The organism is Pseudomonas phytophila (assembly GCF_025643095.1).
Taxonomy (GTDB): domain Bacteria; phylum Pseudomonadota; class Gammaproteobacteria; order Pseudomonadales; family Pseudomonadaceae; genus Aquipseudomonas; species Aquipseudomonas quasicaspiana.
This window is the reverse complement of sequence record NZ_CP081201.1, coordinates 4,401,412-4,417,642: the sequence shown is the minus strand read 5'-3', so window position 1 is coordinate 4,417,642 and position 16,231 is coordinate 4,401,412. Positions and strand designations below refer to the sequence as shown.

Here is a 16,231-nt window from a genome sequence, read left to right as displayed (position 1 = left end):
TTTGCAGATTCAGTCGTTGGTAGTCAATCACCAGATGTTCGCGCTCTAGCGCAGGAATAAAAGCGTTTTGAAGAAATCCACCGCAGTACCCAGCCCCGTTCCGCTCTGGCGGCAGCAATTGCACTACCGGCTCAAGGAAGGTGCATTGATCGCCTTTGGCGCGCTGTGCCTGTATTTGATGATGGCGTTGCTGACCTATGACCAGAACGACCCGGGCTGGAGTCATACCAGCAGCTCGGTGGAGGTTCAGAACGCGGCTGGCCGTGCTGGCGCCTTCTGTGCCGATATCCTGTTCATGGTGCTGGGCTACTTTGCCTACATTTTCCCGCTGTTGCTGGCCGTCAAGGCCTGGCAGGTGTTCCGTCATCGCCATGAGCCGTGGCAGTGGAGCGGTTGGCTTTTTTCGTGGCGGCTTATCGGTCTGGTGTTTCTGGTGCTTGCTGGTGCTGCGCTGGCGCATATTCACTTCCATTTTGCGGCAGGTTTCCCGGGCTCGGCAGGTGGTGTGCTGGGCGAGATTCTCGGTGACATGGCCAAGAAGGCCCTGAATATTCAGGGCAGTACGCTGTTATTCATCGCCTTGTTCCTGTTTGGCCTTACCGTGTTTACCGATCTTTCGTGGTTCAAGGTCATGGATGTGACCGGCAAGATCACCCTTGATCTGTTCGAACTGTTTTACGATGCGGTCAACAACTGGTGGGCGGCGCGTAATGAGCGCAAGCAGATGGTTGCACAACTGCGTGAAGTGGATGACCGCGTCAACGAAGTGGTTGCGCCCGCTACGTCCGATCGTCGTGAGCAGGCCAAGGCCAAAGAACGTCTGATCGAGCGCGAGAAGGCCTTGAGCACGCATATGGCCTCTCGTGAAACCCATATTCCGGCCGTCATTGCGCCTGCTCCTGCCAAGGCACCAGAGCCAAGCAAGCGTGTACTGAAGGAAAAACAGGCACCGTTGTTTGTTGATAGCGCCGTAGAAGGCACCTTGCCTCCGATCTCGATCCTTGATCCGGCGGAAAAGAAGCAGCTCAATTATTCTCCTGAGTCTCTCGCCGCCGTTGGCCACTTGCTGGAAATCAAGCTCAAGGAGTTTGGCGTCGAAGTGTCGGTGGATTCCATTCATCCGGGTCCGGTGATTACCCGGTACGAGATCCAGCCAGCAGCAGGCGTCAAGGTCAGCCGTATTGCCAACCTCGCCAAAGACCTCGCGCGTTCCCTGGCTGTGACCAGCGTTCGTGTGGTTGAAGTCATTCCAGGCAAGACCACAGTCGGTATCGAGATTCCCAACGAAGACCGGCAGATCGTGCGTTTCTCCGAGGTCCTTTCGACCCCTGAGTACGACAACGCCAAGTCGCCGGTCACGCTGGCACTGGGTCATGACATCGGCGGTAAGCCGGTCATCACCGACCTGGCGAAGATGCCTCACTTGCTGGTGGCCGGTACGACCGGTTCCGGTAAGTCGGTGGGTGTAAACGCCATGATCCTGTCGATTCTGTTCAAGTCTGGCCCGGAAGACGCCAAGCTGATCATGATCGACCCGAAAATGCTTGAGCTGTCGATCTACGAAGGCATTCCGCACCTGCTTTGCCCGGTCGTCACAGACATGAAAGACGCCGCCAATGCCTTGCGCTGGAGCGTTGCCGAAATGGAGCGGCGCTACAAGCTGATGGCGAAGATGGGCGTGCGTAACCTGTCCGGCTTCAACCAGAAGGTCAAGGAAGCTCAGGACGCAGGCACGCCGCTGGCGGATCCGCTCTACAAGCGCGAAAGTATTCATGATGAAGCGCCGCTGCTGACCAAGCTGCCGACTATCGTTGTGGTGGTGGACGAGTTCGCCGACATGATGATGATCGTCGGCAAGAAGGTCGAAGAGCTGATTGCGCGTATTGCCCAGAAGGCTCGTGCGGCGGGTATCCACCTGATTCTCGCGACCCAGCGTCCATCGGTTGACGTGATTACCGGTCTGATCAAGGCCAACATCCCGACGCGTATGGCGTTTCAGGTGTCGAGCAAGATCGACTCGCGAACCATCATCGACCAGGGCGGTGCCGAGCAATTGCTGGGTCACGGTGACATGCTGTACATGCCTCCAGGCACCAGCTTGCCGATTCGTGTTCACGGTGCATTTGTTTCCGATGAGGAAGTACACCGTGTGGTTGAGGCCTGGAAGCTGCGTGGCACGCCGGATTACAACGACGATATTCTGGCCGGTGTCGAGGAGGCTGGTAGCGGGTTCGACGGCGGCAGTGGCGAGGGCGGCGAAGACAGCGAAAGCGATGCGCTCTATGACGAGGCGGTCAAGTTCGTGCTGGAAAGCCGCCGGGCTTCGATTTCCGCGGTACAGCGCAAGCTGAAGATTGGCTACAACCGTGCTGCCCGGATGATCGAGGCCATGGAAATGGCTGGCGTCGTGACTTCCATGAATACCAATGGCTCGCGTGAAGTAATTGCGCCGGCCCCGATGCGCGACTGATCGCGCACTTCCATAAATGCCTCGCCAGCGATCAATAGCTGGCGAGACTCCACCGAACTCAATGAGGACTCCCATGCGTCTTTTCCGCATGTTGTTGGTAACTGCACTGACTTTCTCCGCGATTCCGGCGCACGCCGACAGCAAAGACGTCGCTCGTCTGACTCAGTTGCTGGAGACGTCCAAAACCCTGACTGCGCGTTTTTCCCAGTTGACCCTGGACGGCGGCGGCACCCAGTTGCAGGAAACTTCGGGTGAAATGGCCCTGCAGCGTCCTGGCCTGTTCAACTGGCACACCGATGCTCCGCAAGAGCAATTGATGGTTTCTGACGGCAAGAAGGTTTCCCTGTGGGATCCGGACCTGGAGCAGGTCACCATCAAGACCCTCGACCAGCGACTGACTCAGACGCCGGCACTGTTGTTGTCCGGTGATGTGTCGAAGATCAGCGAAAGTTTTGATATCACCGCCAAGGAAGCAGGCGGCGTGATCGATTTCACGCTCAAGCCTAAAACCAAGGACACCCTGTTCGACAGCCTGCGTCTGTCGTTCCGTAACGGCATGATCAATGACATGCAGCTAATTGACAGCGTCGGCCAACGCACCAATATCCTGTTCACCGGCGTGAAAGCCAATGAGGCGATCCCGGCGAGCAAATTCCAGTTCCAGATTCCGAAAGGCGCTGACGTCATTCAGGAATAAGAGGTTTTAACGGTTGTCCATGGACCTGTTTCGAAGTGAACCGATTGCACAACCATTGGCCGCGCGTTTGCGTGCGACCAATCTGGATGAGTACGTCGGTCAGGAGCATTTGCTGGCTCACGGCAAGCCTTTGCGCGAGGCGCTTGAGCAGGGTGCTCTGCATTCGATGATTTTCTGGGGGCCGCCCGGTGTGGGTAAAACCACGCTGGCCCGGCTCCTGGCGAAAGTCTCGGATGCGCACTTTGAGACGGTTTCTGCGGTACTGGCCGGGGTCAAAGAGATTCGCCAGGCGGTAGAAGTTGCCAAGCAGCAGGCCGGGCAATACGGCCGTCGCACTATCTTGTTTGTCGATGAAGTACACCGCTTCAACAAGTCCCAGCAGGATGCCTTTCTGCCTTATGTCGAAGACGGCACGCTGATCTTTATTGGCGCGACCACCGAAAACCCTTCGTTTGAACTCAACAACGCGCTGCTGTCCCGGGCCCGGGTTTATGTCCTCAAGAGCCTTGATGAAGCCGCGCTGCGCAAGCTGGTCAATCGCGCGCTGACCGAAGAGCGCGGGCTGGGCAAGCATCAGTTGAGTCTGAGCGATGAAGGTTTTGCCATGCTCATGGCCGCTGCCGACGGTGACGGTCGGCGCATGCTGAATCTGCTGGAAAACGCGTCGGACCTTGCTGAAGATGGCTCGGAAATCAGCCTGGAGCTACTTCAAAGCCTGATGGGCGACAGCCGTCGGCGTTTTGACAAAGGTGGCGAAGCGTTCTACGACCAGATTTCCGCCCTTCATAAATCCATTCGCGGTTCCAACCCGGATGCGGCGTTGTATTGGTTTGCGCGCATGATCGATGGTGGCTGCGACCCGCTGTATCTGGCGCGACGCGTGGTCCGTATGGCCAGTGAAGACATCGGCAATGCCGATCCCCGTGCGTTGCCGTTATGCATGTCGGCGTGGGATGTTCAGGAGCGACTGGGCAGTCCGGAAGGTGAGCTGGCCGTTGCTCAGGCGATTGTTTATCTGGCTTGCGCGCCTAAAAGCAACGCGGTGTACATGGGATTCAAGGCTGCAATGCGCGAAGCCACTGAACACGGCTCGCTGGAAGTGCCGCTGCATTTGCGCAACGCGCCGACCAAGCTCATGAAGCAGCTGGGTTATGGTGAAGAGTACCGGTATGCCCATGACGAGCCGGATGCTTACGCCGCGGGTGAGGATTACTTCCCTGACGACCTCGAACCGCGTCAGTATTACCAGCCGGTGCCCCGTGGTCTTGAGCTGAAAATCGGCGAAAAGCTCAAGCATCTGGCTGCTCTCGATGCTTCCAGCCCTCGTCAGCGGAGAAAGTAGTGCTCAAAACCATTCTTGCGGTGTCGATTGCCGGTATCGCTGGTACATTATTGCGCTTCGCTGCTGGCACGTGGGTTAGCGCGAATTGGCCGAAGCATTTTTACGCGGCAACCCTGGCAGTGAACATCGTCGGTTGCCTGATTATCGGTGTGCTTTATGGCCTGTTCCTGTTGCGCCCGGAAGTACCGATAGAGATTCGCGCCGGCCTTATCGTCGGCTTTGTTGGCGGTCTTACGACCTTTTCATCCTTTTCACTGGATACGCTGCGCCTGCTTGAAAGCGGGCAAATGCCGTTGGCCCTTGGCTATGCCGGTATCAGCGTGTTCGGCGGGCTGCTCGCGACATGGGTTGGCCTGTCCCTTACCAGACTTTGATAAACGAGAGAACGATATGCTCGATTCCAAACTGTTACGTACCCAACTTCAGGACGTAGCGGATCGCCTGGCTTCCCGTGGCTTTACACTGGACGTTGCCCGCATCGAAGCGCTGGAAGCCCAGCGCAAGACCGTTCAGACCCGCACTGAACAGCTTCAGGCCGAGCGTAATTCCCGTTCCAAATCCATCGGTCAGGCCAAGCAACGCGGTGAAGACATCGCACCGCTGATGGCCGACATCGACCGCATGGCCGAAGAGCTCAACACCGGCAAGAAAGAGCTGGATGGTATTCAGGCCGAGCTGGACGCCATGCTCCTGAGCATGCCGAACCTGCCTCACGAGTCGGTACCGGTGGGCGCTGACGAAGACGAAAACGTTGAAGTCCGCACCTGGGGCACGCCAGCCTCGTTTGACTTTCAGGTTCAGGATCACGTTGCGCTGGGCGAGAAATACGGCTGGCTGGATTTTGAAACGGCCGCCAAATTGTCCGGTGCACGTTTCGCTTTGCTGCGTGGCCCGATTGCCCGCCTGCATCGTGCGCTGGCGCAGTTCATGATCAACCTGCACATCAACGAACATGGCTACGAAGAGGCCTACACGCCTTATCTGGTTCAGGCACCTGCCTTGCAGGGCACCGGTCAACTGCCGAAGTTCGAAGAAGACCTGTTCAAGATTTCCCGTGAAGGCGAGGCGGATCTGTACCTGATTCCTACCGCAGAAGTTTCGCTGACCAACATCGTGGCCGGCGAAATCCTCGACGCCAAACAGATGCCTTTGAAGTTCGTGGCTCACACGCCTTGCTTCCGCAGCGAAGCGGGCGCATCGGGTCGTGATACCCGCGGCATGATCCGTCAGCACCAGTTCGACAAGGTCGAGATGGTGCAGATCGTCGAGCCTGAAAAATCCATGGAAGCCCTGGAAGGCCTGACTGCAAACGCTGAGCGCGTTCTGCAGTTGCTGGAGCTGCCTTATCGCGTGCTGGCGCTGTGCACCGGCGACATGGGTTTCAGCGCTGTGAAAACCTACGACCTGGAAGTTTGGATTCCTAGCCAGGATAAATTCCGCGAGATTTCGTCGTGCTCCAACTGCGGTGACTTCCAGGCGCGTCGCATGCAGGCTCGCTGGCGCAACCCGGAAACCGGCAAACCAGAACTGGTTCATACCCTGAACGGTTCGGGTCTGGCAGTTGGCCGTACTCTGGTTGCTGTGCTGGAAAACTACCAGCAGGCTGACGGTTCGATCCGTGTGCCGGACGTGCTCAAACCTTACATGGGCGGCCTTGAGGTCATCGGCTAGATGGAATTTCTGCCGCTGTTCCATAACCTGCGTGGCAGCCAAGTGCTGGTCGTGGGCGGTGGCGAGATTGCATTGCGCAAATCCCGCCTCATTGCCGAGGCCGGTGCTGTCATTCGAGTAGTCGCGCCAGAGATCGAGCCACAACTGCGTGAGCTGGTTGAGAAAAGTGGCGGGCATCTGATTCTGCGTGGCTACAACGTCAGTGATCTGGACGGTTGTGTGCTGATCATTGCTGCCACCGATGACGAGCCTCTCAACGCTCAGGTGTCTCAGGATGCCAAGCGGCGTTGTGTACCGGTCAACGTGGTGGATGCGCCTGCTCTGTGCAGCGTGATCTTCCCTGCCATCGTGGATCGCTCGCCTCTGGTCATCGCGGTTTCCAGCGGCGGCGACGCTCCGGTGCTGGCGCGTTTGATTCGTGCCAAGCTGGAAACCTGGATTCCGTCGACTTATGGCCAGCTTGCTGGGCTGGCGGCGCGTTTCCGTAGTCAGGTGAAGAATCTGTTTCCGGACGTCACTCAGCGTCGCGCCTTCTGGGAAGAGGTTTTCCAGGGCCCGATTGCTGACCGGCAACTGGCCGGGCAGGGCGCTGAAGCCGAGCGTCTGCTGATCGCCAAGATTGCAGGCGATGCGCCGCATGCTCCCGGTGAAGTTTATCTGGTAGGTGCAGGTCCGGGTGATCCTGACTTGCTGACCTTCCGTGCGCTACGGCTCATGCAGCAGGCCGATGTGGTGCTGTATGACCGCCTTGTGGCCCCGGCAATTCTGGATTTGTGCCGACGCGATGCCGAGCGTGTCTATGTGGGCAAGCGCCGCGCGGAGCACGCAGTGCCGCAAGACGAGATCAACAAGCAACTGGTTGATCTGGCCAAGCAGGGCAAGCGCGTTCTGCGGTTGAAGGGCGGTGATCCGTTCATCTTCGGCCGTGGCGGTGAAGAGATCGAAGAACTGGCCGCTCACGGCATTCCCTTTCAGGTCGTACCAGGTATCACGGCAGCCAGCGGTTGCGCGGCGTATGCCGGTATTCCGCTGACTCACCGTGACCATGCGCAATCAGTACGTTTCATCACCGGGCACTTGAAAAACGGTACCAGTGATTTGCCGTGGAGCGATCTGGTAGCGCCTGCACAGACCCTGGTGTTTTACATGGGCCTGATCGGTCTGCCGATCATCTGCGAGCAACTGATTAAGCACGGTCGATCCGCTGATACGCCGGCAGCTTTAATTCAGCAGGGCACCACCTCCAGTCAGCGGGTTTTTACAGGCACCTTGGCCGATTTGCCACGAATGGTGGCGGAGCATGAAGTCCATGCGCCGACATTGGTGATCGTGGGTGAAGTGGTCAAGCTGCGCGAGAAACTCGCCTGGTTTGAAGGTGCTCAGGCTACGGTCTAATGCATCTGAGCACGGCGCTAACTGGTAGGAGCGAACTTGTTCGCGAGGCGTGAGGCCTGATTCACCGCGCAAACCCCTCGCCAACAAGTTGCCTCCTACCTGTCATAGCGTTGAGACAGTGCCAAGGTCACACGCCTGTCTTGTTCCAGATCCCACGTCCCGTCAGTCGCTCACGATCATGTGCTCTGCCCAGATCCTGCTGCGGGCCTTTAGGCACAACAGCTGTCGGATTGATGGTGCCGTGGCTTTCGTAGTAGTGATGCTTGATATGCGTGAAGTCCACCGTTTCGGTGATGCCCGGCCACTGATACAACTCCAGCATCCAGTTGCTAAGGTTCGGATAGTCCGAAATCCGTCGCAGGTTGCACTTGAAGTGCCCGTGATACACCGGATCGAAGCGCACGATGGTGGTAAACAAGCGCACGTCTGCTTCAGTCAGGTATTCACCCGCCAGATAGCGCTTCTCGCCCAGCAGCTTTTCTAACGCGTCGAGTTCGGCGAAGACATCATCGAATGCCTCTTCATAAGCACCTTGAGAGGTGGCAAAGCCCGCACGGTACACGCCGTTGTTCACTGCTGGATAAATACGGTCGTTCAGCTCATTGATTGGCGACTGCAGAGCGTCTGGATACAGGTCCAGACGATTACCGGTCAGGTCGTCAAAGGCACTGTTGAACATGCGGATGATTTCCGCTGACTCGTTGCTGACAATGCGCTGCAGTTTTTTGTCCCACAGCAGCGGGACAGTGACCCGGCCGGTGTAGTCGGCGGTGTCAGCCAGGTAGCGCTGATAGAGGAATTCATGATTGTCGAGTGCATCGCCGGTCGAGCCTTTTTCGGAATCGAAGGTCCAGCCGTGTTCACGCATCAGCCAACTGACCACCGAAACGTCGATCAGGCTTTCCAGCCCTTTCAGCTTGCGATAAATCAGCGTGCGGTGGGCCCAAGGGCAGGCCAGGGATACGTACAAATGATAGCGCCCGGCTTCGGCCTTGAAACCGCCTTCACCTGACGGTCCTGGTTGACCGTCTTTAGTGATCCAGTTGCGGCGTTGCGCCTGCTCACGCTGAAACGCGCCATCTTTGCTGCTTTCGTACCACTGGTCTTGCCAGCGTCCTTCGACGAGAAGGCCCATATCAAACTCCAAAATGATGTGCTTAAAGCGTTGGAGGAGAGTCTAGGCCGATTCGTTCGAACAAATAACGCAAAGGATCGGGAGTAATGATCGGTTAAATTGATGTATTCCGGTTTTTCCAGAACACTTCAGCCTGTGCAAATGCCTCCGGGCGAGGCAATCCCAAGCCACGCAGGGCCAGCGCCATCGTCGAAATCAGTGCCAGTTGCGGATAGCTGTCTTCGATTTCGCCCTTCCATAGAGCGACAAGCTGCTGCGGATCGAGAGTTGCCGGCTTTACATGTCTGCGGTCTGAAAGCGCAGGCCATTCTTCATCCCATGGCTGACCGTCGGTGGTGCCATAGAGATGGCTGATAGTGTCGGGATTGATTTCCACCTCGCCGCCATCGCCCTTGATGACGATGGTGTGATTGCCGAGCAAGCCGCTGGCATCACGATGAACGCTTTGGTAGCCCGGGTGGAAAATGCTTTGCAGGCCGCACCGTGCGTTGAGCGGATTGAGGATGCGCGCAAGAGAGTGAATCGGCGAACGCAATCCGAGGGTGTTACGCAGATCGATCATGCGTTGTAATTGCGGAGCCCAGTCGCCCAGCGGAAAGAACGCCAGATTATGCTGTTGCAGCGCCTCGTCCACCGCATGCCAGTTGCGGCACAGCGGAATGCCCAGCAGACCCAGCAACTGTTCGGTGTACAAGCGCCCGGCAGTGTGCGCGCCGCCACCATGCATGAAGACCCGCACCCCATTCTCAGCCAGGCATTTGGCCGCCAGCAGGTACCAGGGTAAATGGCGCTTCTTGCCCGCATATGTGGGCCAGTCAATGTCGACCTGAAGTGGCGGGGCGTTCAACCGTTCGCGCAATGCCTCAGTGAAGCCTGCCAATTCCTCCGGGCTTTCTTCCTTATGCCGCAGCAGCATCAGAAAAGCACCTAACTGGCTTTCTTCGACCTTTTCGTCAATGAGCATGCCCATGGCTTCCCGTGCTTCTTCGCGGGTCAGATTGCGGGCTCCACGTTTGCCTTTGCCCAGAATTCGGACGAATTGGGCGAACGGATGTTCGGCGGGTGTTTCAAGGACGAGCGGGGCGTAGTCGTTCATATGCAATTAGTCGGCTTTGGCAGGCCCGCCAGTTTGGCGGCGAGTTTGGCGGGAGTGCCGTTGAACAGGCGGTTAAGGTGCATGCTGTTACCTTTTTCCGGACCGAGCTTCAGGGCGGTGTACTTGATCAACGGCCGGGTCGCGGGTGACAGCTGGAATTCGCTATAGAAATCTCGCAGCAAAAGCAGCACTTCGACATGCTCGGGGCTCAGTTCAATACCTTCCCGGCCGGATAGCGCATTGGCAATATCCATCGACCAGTCATCAAGGTTTTGCAGAAACCCGTCTTTATCCAGCGCAATGATTCGCCCCGACACGTTCAACTCGTTCATAGCCACGTGTTGACCTTATCGAAGCGAATCGAGAGTTCGACGAAGCCTGGGTAGTCGACGACTCGCACCCAGGCTGGCGCCGCCATGCTCCGCGCCTGAATATCCTCTTCAAGCACAAATACCTGGTTAGCGCTTAGCGCCTGCAGCGCCTCAAGCGGCGCTGTTGAGTCCGCTAACGCGTAAGTGGCGTCGCCGCACAGCAGCACGCCGTCAGCCGCGCCGAGCAGACGCAGGCAACTGGTCAGGCGGCTGTCGGTGAAGGGCGAATGAGATAAAACGTGCAAAGTCGACATCAGATTGTGATCACGTGATCGTAGCGGTCAATGAGTGCGGCGATTTCTACAGATTGCGGCAATTGAAGAATGTCCTCATCCACCGCTTCCTGCAGGATGCCGCGCTCGGCAAGGCTCGTGCCGCAGGCGTAGATATCTTCCACGCCAAACATCGAAAGCGCCTTGAGGTTGGCGGTCAGGTCTTTCTGTTGCAGGGCCTTGGCGTTCTGCTCCGGCAATAACTGAAAGACGCCATCGTCCAGAAACAACAGGCCCACGGGCAAATCATAAGCGCCACCGGCCAATACGATATCCAGCACCTCGCGTGCGCCCGGTCCGGACCAAGGTGCCTGGCGGCTGATGATCAACATTGATTTAGCCACTTCAAGGCCCTCCGAAACAGATCACTCGATCAGCGGTTTGCGCCGCGTCGTGTAACTGGCCCAACCCGGATAATTCCCACGGGGCGAGCAGATTGGCCGCGGGCCGCTGATAGCGCTGCGCCTCTTCGGCATTGAGCACGCCACGGCGCAAGGCGGCCGCGATGCACACCACACCGTCAAGTTGATGCTGGGTGATGAACTCGCGCCATTGCGAGGGCAGGTCCTGTTCGTCCTGAGGCGTGACGACATTGGCCGAAGCACTGTGAACGCCGTCCTGATAGAAGAACAACCGCACAATCTCATGCCCCCCGGCCAGCGCCGCCTGCGCAAACAGCAGGGCGCGGCGCGAGGAGGGCGCATGGGCTGCGCTGAACAGATTGATCGCGAACTTCATGACAGGCTCTGAGCAGAAAACTTGACCAATGATAAAGAATTCACGGGCACTAGACAGCAAAAAGCCCGCTAGGCGGGCTTTTTGTTGAAGCAGGGCGACTCATTAGTCGTCGCGGCTCATGATACCGAAGATCTGCAACAGGCTGACAAACAGGTTGTAGATCGATACATACAGGCTGATGGTCGCCATGATGTAGTTACGCTCGCCACCGTGAATGATCGCGCTGGTCTGGAACAGAATGCAGACCGACGAGAACAGCACGAAGCCAGCGCTGATCGCCAACTGCAGGCCGCTGATCTGGAAGAACATGCTCGCCAGCACCGCTGCCAGCAGAACAAAGAAGCCAGCGGTGATGAAGCCACCGAGGAAGCTCATGTCCTTGCGGGTAATCAGCACGTAAGCCGACAGACCACCGAACACCAATGCCGTCATGGCGAATGCCGAGCTGACCACTTCAGCGCCGCCCTGCATACCCAGGTAGCGGTTGAGGATCGGGCCCAGCAGGAAACCCATGAAACCGGTCAACGCGAACGCCGACACCAAGCCCCACGCCGAATCGCGCAGTTTATTGGTGAGGAAGAACAGACCGTAGAAACCGATCAGCACCACGAAAATGTTTGGGTAGCCAACGCGCATCTGCTGCGCGACAAAAGCCATGACACCGCTGAAAGCGAGGGTCAGAGCCAGAAGGCCGTATGTGTTGCGCAGGACGCGGCTAACCTCTAGCTGATCGGCCTGCACGCCGTTATTAACTGCGTAATCCTGTTCGCGCATGGCGAAGCTCCTGGTGGTTGAAATGTGAAGTTGCAAAGATCATAACAGACGACTTGAAATCAGCCACCCAGAGAGTTTGACAGCGTGTTTCATTCCGGTATTATGGCGCCCGCAATGCAAACGGAAGTATGGCCGAGTGGTTTAAGGCAGCAGTCTTGAAAACTGCCGACTGTAACAGGTCCTAGAGTTCGAATCTCTATGCTTCCGCCATCTTAGATACGTCAAAGCCCTGATTATTCAGGGCTTTTTCGTTTTTGGGGTTTGGTGGCGCAAGGCTGCTAAATCGTCAAACGTTCCGCATTTGTGAAATGCGTCCCGCATCAGGCTCAAATCTAGCGACTATTTAGTGGGATTAACTATCTCTCCTACACGTCGGTATACCGTCTGAGTGATGCGTTTATCGGTATGTCCCAGGAGCTTGCTCGCCTCACCCAGATCGTCAATTTCACTCGCTGCTTTCGGCCGGATGTCCCTGAATTGGAATTACCTGATGCTTTCAGCCAGTTCCCGATCCAGATCCTTGATGGCTTGGTCAGCCGCTTTTTGACGGGCATCGTCGAAGCGTCGACGCAGCATTGGAGCTGAAACGCGTAGCCTCCTTCAGTGACAATCAGGTACGGCCCTCGGATACCTCTATCACGCCGCTGTGCCATCAATCGTTCGATTAGCACTCCTAGCTGTGTGACCTAGTCATCTGTCGTCAGCCTCATTATCAGCTTTCTGGCCGTCTTGAGCTGGCCAACATGCAAGAAACCTTCAATCACATCTGTTGCTCTGACTTTAAGAACATCTGATGGACGTTGGCCTATTGAGTAAGCCAGGTCCATCGCATTACGCAGTTCTGAGCTGGCATATGCATAAACCGCATTCCATATGAGAGGGCCAGCGTAAAAGTCTCTAGGTGTCTCCTAATTCCTCCTAACGCCAGTGACTGGATTCTGCTTGTCTGTTAGCGCTCTCAGCAGCTGTGCCTTTTCCATGTCGGTGTAATTGACCTGTGCATTGATCAAGTCCAGCTCGTAGTCATCGAGGCTGAGCGTTGCTCGGTGTTTGCGTATTCGTTTTGCATCGGTGTACATGGAACGGTCCTTGTAGTGTTGTTCGATGGATGAGGGGGAATAGGTGCATGAACGCGATGACGCCCTCTTTTATGCCCAGCAGTGCGGCTGCTCTATGAGCTTCGCCGCGACGGCCTTTCTTGCGGCCGTTAAGCAGATCACTGACCAAATTTTTGTTCGGTAAATGCGTTCGGGCGAATTCGGCAATGCTGATGCCTTGGCGATCAAGTGCCATGCGGGCTTGCTCAGGCGTAAGCGGGGGCGGGCATAGCGTTCATACGTGTGCTTGTGCTTGTAAGGGGGGTTCAGTGGTTGGGTCAGGGGATCGCTTGCGGGAAGAGCGCGTGGCGCTTGGGCTGAAGCAGGAGGAATTTGCGCAGTTAGGCGGGGTGAACCGCAACACTCAAGGCAGTTATGAAAAGGGTGAGCTAAACCCCGATACGGCTTATCTCACAGCTGTTGCGACTGCTGGCGTAGATGTTTTTTACGTATCACTGGTGAGCGTAGCTTGAAGGTAGCAGATACGCTCACTACGGCTGAGTCACAGCTTCTCGAACAGTACAGATCTATCTCTGAGGTAGATCAGCAGGCAGTTCATCGTATCGTGGGTGCAATGGCGGAGCTGGCAAAACAGCAGAAATAACTCGTGTTTAATTTAGTCAGTTGTGGTGGGGCTTAGCATTTGGGTTCAGATCATTCCTCTGTAACGTCGCTCCAGTGGTAAATTGATTGGAGCCGGAAATTTCGCTTATAGATCAAATCAAGGATGATGCTGAGTCTAATTCAGACCAAGTCGTCCTTTCCATTGAAGAGCACACCCTAATCGCCCTCTACCGTGCCTTAAGCCATCATAACAAGCAGTGTGTTTTCCGTGTTGCAGAGGTATTGCTGCACAATACAAATGATGACACCGAGTCCAAGGCGAGCCTCGTAACGGGGCTCGCCTCACTTTAGCTTTTTTTATCTGTTCTCGTCGATTTGTATTCGACAGGTTGTAGGTAGCAGTCTTCAGTGGTGAATTTATATATAAACTCGACATCTTGTACTGCTACCAGTGCTTTTTTATCTTTGATTAAAGCTATTTTCGCGGTTTCTGGTCTTCCGTATATTGCGCATACTTCCGGCTTGAGGTGGAATGATGAGAAGACAATAAATTCTTTAATTCGCCGCCTCGATAAATCTTCCGATAATGCAATAAATCCGTTCGTAATAATTATGAATGTGAAAGAGAGGCCTCCCAGCAAAGTTCCTGCAATAATTGATTCTCTCCTTACAAATTGCGATAGGTCCGTTGGTGGTTTTTTGCTGTCGCCTAGTTTGAATATCAATATTGAGAATAGGACTGGGTATAACAGGAGGCTGAGCCAGAATAACGTATAGGCCCAGAAATAGACAACTCCGACAAATGTCAGAAGTCGTTGTGTCGCTGGTAACTCTGATGGGTCGATGTGTGTATGGCTAGCAATATCTGCATCGAACATTGAACCGGACATGAGAGTGAAAACGACGGTTGCCAGTGTGGCGACATACTTTAAGGGTGAGGCAAGTTTGCTATATTTGGGGTTTATCGAGAAAAATGTCGATGCGAGAGCTAGAGTGCATAATCCCGTCCAAATAAGCAGTGACCATCTTATTGCGAAGGGGATTTCTAGACCAAGCTTGGTGAGTGAGGCTGCATACATTAGTAGTATGATGTTTGTAAAGGTGAGTGTAGCTAGATAATCAATTAACCCCCAGTCAGCGGTGGAGTAGTTGAATTTCATTGTTGGTTTAAACGAGAATAGGGGCTTTTTCCTCAAAGCTTTTGAAATGCCGCAGTAAAGTGCGAGAGTGGTGAAAAAAATGATGAGAATCGGAAGAATCATTTATGAGTACGCTTTGGGTTGTTGAGGTTTTCGTCTTTAAAGTATGAATCGTTGTCGTTTAATAATATTGTTTTTTAATAAGTTTTCGCCAGGTCGTTTGGTGGTTCAGGTTTTGTCGAGAAGTGTATTGCATCATCAAACCCTTTTTTACTGGTCAAGATAAATGGTTTTTAGTATGGCTCTATATGGTGTGAACGCATGTGGTGCGATCACTCGGTTTAAATCATAGAAATTTGTTGTATTGAACTCAACGCCTCTGTCGATATGGTTGTATTTAAGCTGTTCAAATGACCTGGTGCTTTGGCCGCAAAACTCACAAATCAGTCTTGCATATGACCTGCAATATCTAAAGGCGCCAATTATTTCACTGGTTGATGTGCCAAGTGTATGGAGGTATTTATAATCTCGTACTGGCCCAACGAAGTCTTCATCGATCAATGCGAAGGCGAGACTTTTGGTTTTTAGTTCTGTATGTATAGCTTCCAGCGCCATCAGGTTTGCAAGTTTGTAGATATTAGTGCATGCGTTCATATAGTATGTAAGTCTTTCGCTGTTCTCAGTACTTATGTCTGTCGCAAGATGCAGGTTTTTACGTGCTCTTTGAAGTAGGGTGAGCATTTTTTTTATTTGGTGTGGGTTTACTGCGGGTATCCCTTGTTCTGGTGGGGTATTTCTAAAGAATTTCAGATGCAGACGAGGATGTAGTTTGAAACTGCCTGTTAAATTGCCTTCGTATTTAATATCTTGGATGGTAGCGAAGTATTCGAACATTGCTTTTCTTTGTGCGTAATATGTATCTAAATTATTTTTATACTTTGTTACTGCAATTTGAGTGGCTGTTTGTGTTGTTGAGTGAATCCTCATCACTAGTAAGGAAAGCGGGACAATAAGCGATAGTAGCGCCAGCGGTAGACTTGATATTTTTATAAAGGTCTGAAAGCCCTCTGCGCTCATCTGAATGTTGTAATCAGCCCAGATATAGTGGCCGAATGCCAAAAAATATGTGAACGGCGTTGTGATGCTTAACCACAGCAGCCCCTGCTCTGCGAGCCCTCTTTCAGGATCTATATCGAATACTGCAATTTTTTTTGCTTTCGGGTTACTCCTAGTTGCAAGACGATTTCTAGCAAAGTATCCAGCAAATACTAAGATGACACTAACAATGCTCGGAAGAATAATAAAAGCTACAAGCTCTACGATGGGTAACATTATGAGTCCCTTCAAATTGAATGATGCTATTTTGGCATCAAACGAGCCTGTGCACTAATCCTTTTCAGTGGCCCACATGCTCCCGACCAACTGTTCTCTTTGCGCTTTTCATGCAACTGTACAGATGCACCAACCGCC

The 16,231-nt window shown here is 54.4% G+C and carries 18 protein-coding genes, 1 tRNA gene and 1 pseudogene; 9 read left to right on the top strand and 11 right to left on the bottom strand.

All coding sequences use genetic code 11. From position 1 onward, the window contains the following. Window positions 1-67: 67 nt before the first annotated feature. The 6 genes from ftsK to cysG all read left to right on the top strand — a co-directional run bounded on the left by ftsK (window position 68) and on the right by cysG (window position 7,575). Window positions 68-2,470 carry a DNA translocase FtsK gene (ftsK, locus tag K3169_RS19960; protein ID WP_263267643.1) on the top strand — a complete coding sequence of 801 codons (2,403 nt, stop codon included), beginning with the start codon at window positions 68-70 and terminating at the stop codon, window positions 2,468-2,470. Window positions 2,471-2,543: 73 nt separating this feature from the next. After that, the gene (gene lolA / locus K3169_RS19955) at window positions 2,544-3,167 is read left to right on the top strand and encodes an outer membrane lipoprotein chaperone LolA (RefSeq protein ID WP_027899220.1); all 624 of its coding nucleotides are present in this window, start codon (window positions 2,544-2,546) and stop codon (window positions 3,165-3,167) included. A 19-nt stretch (window positions 3,168-3,186) separates the two neighbouring features. Next, a complete protein-coding gene (locus tag K3169_RS19950) occupies window positions 3,187-4,509 on the top strand; it encodes a replication-associated recombination protein A (protein ID WP_122394824.1) in 1,323 nt (440 codons plus the stop codon). Continuing rightward, window positions 4,509-4,883 (top strand): fluoride efflux transporter CrcB, encoded by a 375-nt coding sequence (crcB, locus tag K3169_RS19945; protein WP_027899218.1) that lies wholly within the window; start codon window positions 4,509-4,511, stop codon window positions 4,881-4,883. The genes K3169_RS19950 and crcB overlap by 1 nt, the downstream gene beginning before the upstream one ends. Before the next feature lie 16 nt (window positions 4,884-4,899). Continuing rightward, a complete protein-coding gene (serS, locus tag K3169_RS19940) occupies window positions 4,900-6,180 on the top strand; it encodes a serine--tRNA ligase (protein WP_099271212.1) in 1,281 nt (426 codons plus the stop codon). Next, window positions 6,181-7,575: a siroheme synthase CysG gene (gene cysG / locus K3169_RS19935; protein ID WP_099271211.1), complete on the top strand. Its 1,395-nt coding sequence runs from the start codon at window positions 6,181-6,183 to the stop codon at window positions 7,573-7,575. 127 nt (window positions 7,576-7,702) lie between these two features. Here the strand turns inward: cysG and K3169_RS19930 are convergent, their stop codons facing one another. From K3169_RS19930 to K3169_RS19900, 7 genes are all read right to left on the bottom strand, one after another. Then, entirely contained in the window at window positions 7,703-8,710 is a 1,008-nt protein-coding gene (locus K3169_RS19930; RefSeq protein ID WP_231675755.1) for a glutathione S-transferase family protein, read from the bottom strand. A gap of 94 nt (window positions 8,711-8,804) precedes the next feature. Then, complete coding sequence (locus tag K3169_RS19925; protein WP_099271209.1) at window positions 8,805-9,806, bottom strand: glycosyl transferase family protein; 1,002 nt, start codon at window positions 9,804-9,806, stop codon at window positions 8,805-8,807. Next, on the bottom strand, window positions 9,803-10,138 hold the full coding sequence (locus K3169_RS19920) for a TusE/DsrC/DsvC family sulfur relay protein (protein ID WP_231675756.1): 336 nt from the start codon (window positions 10,136-10,138) through the stop codon (window positions 9,803-9,805). Before K3169_RS19920 ends, K3169_RS19925 begins: the two co-directional genes overlap by 4 nt. Next, window positions 10,135-10,431 carry a sulfurtransferase complex subunit TusB gene (gene tusB, locus K3169_RS19915; protein WP_027899212.1) on the bottom strand — a complete coding sequence of 99 codons (297 nt, stop codon included), beginning with the start codon at window positions 10,429-10,431 and terminating at the stop codon, window positions 10,135-10,137. The genes K3169_RS19920 and tusB overlap by 4 nt, the downstream gene beginning before the upstream one ends. Further along, window positions 10,431-10,793, bottom strand: coding sequence for a sulfurtransferase complex subunit TusC (gene tusC / locus K3169_RS19910; RefSeq protein WP_231675757.1), 363 nt, complete (start codon window positions 10,791-10,793; stop codon window positions 10,431-10,433). Before tusC ends, tusB begins: the two co-directional genes overlap by 1 nt. 1 nt (window position 10,794) lies before the next feature. Then, complete coding sequence (tusD, locus tag K3169_RS19905; protein ID WP_027899210.1) at window positions 10,795-11,187, bottom strand: sulfurtransferase complex subunit TusD; 393 nt, start codon at window positions 11,185-11,187, stop codon at window positions 10,795-10,797. A gap of 102 nt (window positions 11,188-11,289) precedes the next feature. Beyond that, window positions 11,290-11,961: a Bax inhibitor-1/YccA family protein gene (locus K3169_RS19900; protein WP_027899209.1), complete on the bottom strand. Its 672-nt coding sequence runs from the start codon at window positions 11,959-11,961 to the stop codon at window positions 11,290-11,292. 122 nt (window positions 11,962-12,083) lie between these two features. On the opposite strand from K3169_RS19900, the gene K3169_RS19895 reads away from it, so the two are divergent. Then, window positions 12,084-12,171 (top strand) — tRNA-Ser (locus tag K3169_RS19895). Window positions 12,172-12,366: 195 nt separating this feature from the next. Continuing rightward, entirely contained in the window at window positions 12,367-12,546 is a 180-nt protein-coding gene (locus K3169_RS29625; protein ID WP_317633743.1) for a hypothetical protein, read from the top strand. Between the two features lie 323 nt (window positions 12,547-12,869). On the opposite strand, the gene K3169_RS29620 is transcribed toward K3169_RS29625, so the two are convergent. Together K3169_RS29620 and K3169_RS19885 are read right to left on the bottom strand one after the other, a co-directional pair. Next, window positions 12,870-13,040 carry a hypothetical protein gene (locus tag K3169_RS29620; RefSeq protein ID WP_317633742.1) on the bottom strand — a complete coding sequence of 57 codons (171 nt, stop codon included), beginning with the start codon at window positions 13,038-13,040 and terminating at the stop codon, window positions 12,870-12,872. 55 nt (window positions 13,041-13,095) lie between these two features. After that, window positions 13,096-13,284: pseudogene (locus K3169_RS19885) on the bottom strand (DNA-binding protein); the annotation flags it as partial. A gap of 79 nt (window positions 13,285-13,363) precedes the next feature. On the opposite strand from K3169_RS19885, the gene K3169_RS29615 reads away from it, so the two are divergent. Beyond that, the gene (locus K3169_RS29615; RefSeq protein WP_317633741.1) at window positions 13,364-13,531 is read left to right on the top strand and encodes a helix-turn-helix transcriptional regulator; all 168 of its coding nucleotides are present in this window, start codon (window positions 13,364-13,366) and stop codon (window positions 13,529-13,531) included. A gap of 438 nt (window positions 13,532-13,969) precedes the next feature. Here K3169_RS29615 and K3169_RS19875 read toward each other — a convergent pair whose 3' ends face one another. Beyond that, window positions 13,970-14,884: a hypothetical protein gene (locus K3169_RS19875; protein ID WP_263267616.1), complete on the bottom strand. Its 915-nt coding sequence runs from the start codon at window positions 14,882-14,884 to the stop codon at window positions 13,970-13,972. A gap of 147 nt (window positions 14,885-15,031) precedes the next feature. Next, a complete protein-coding gene (locus tag K3169_RS19870) occupies window positions 15,032-16,093 on the bottom strand; it encodes a hypothetical protein (RefSeq protein WP_263267614.1) in 1,062 nt (353 codons plus the stop codon). Window positions 16,094-16,231 lie beyond the last annotated feature (138 nt).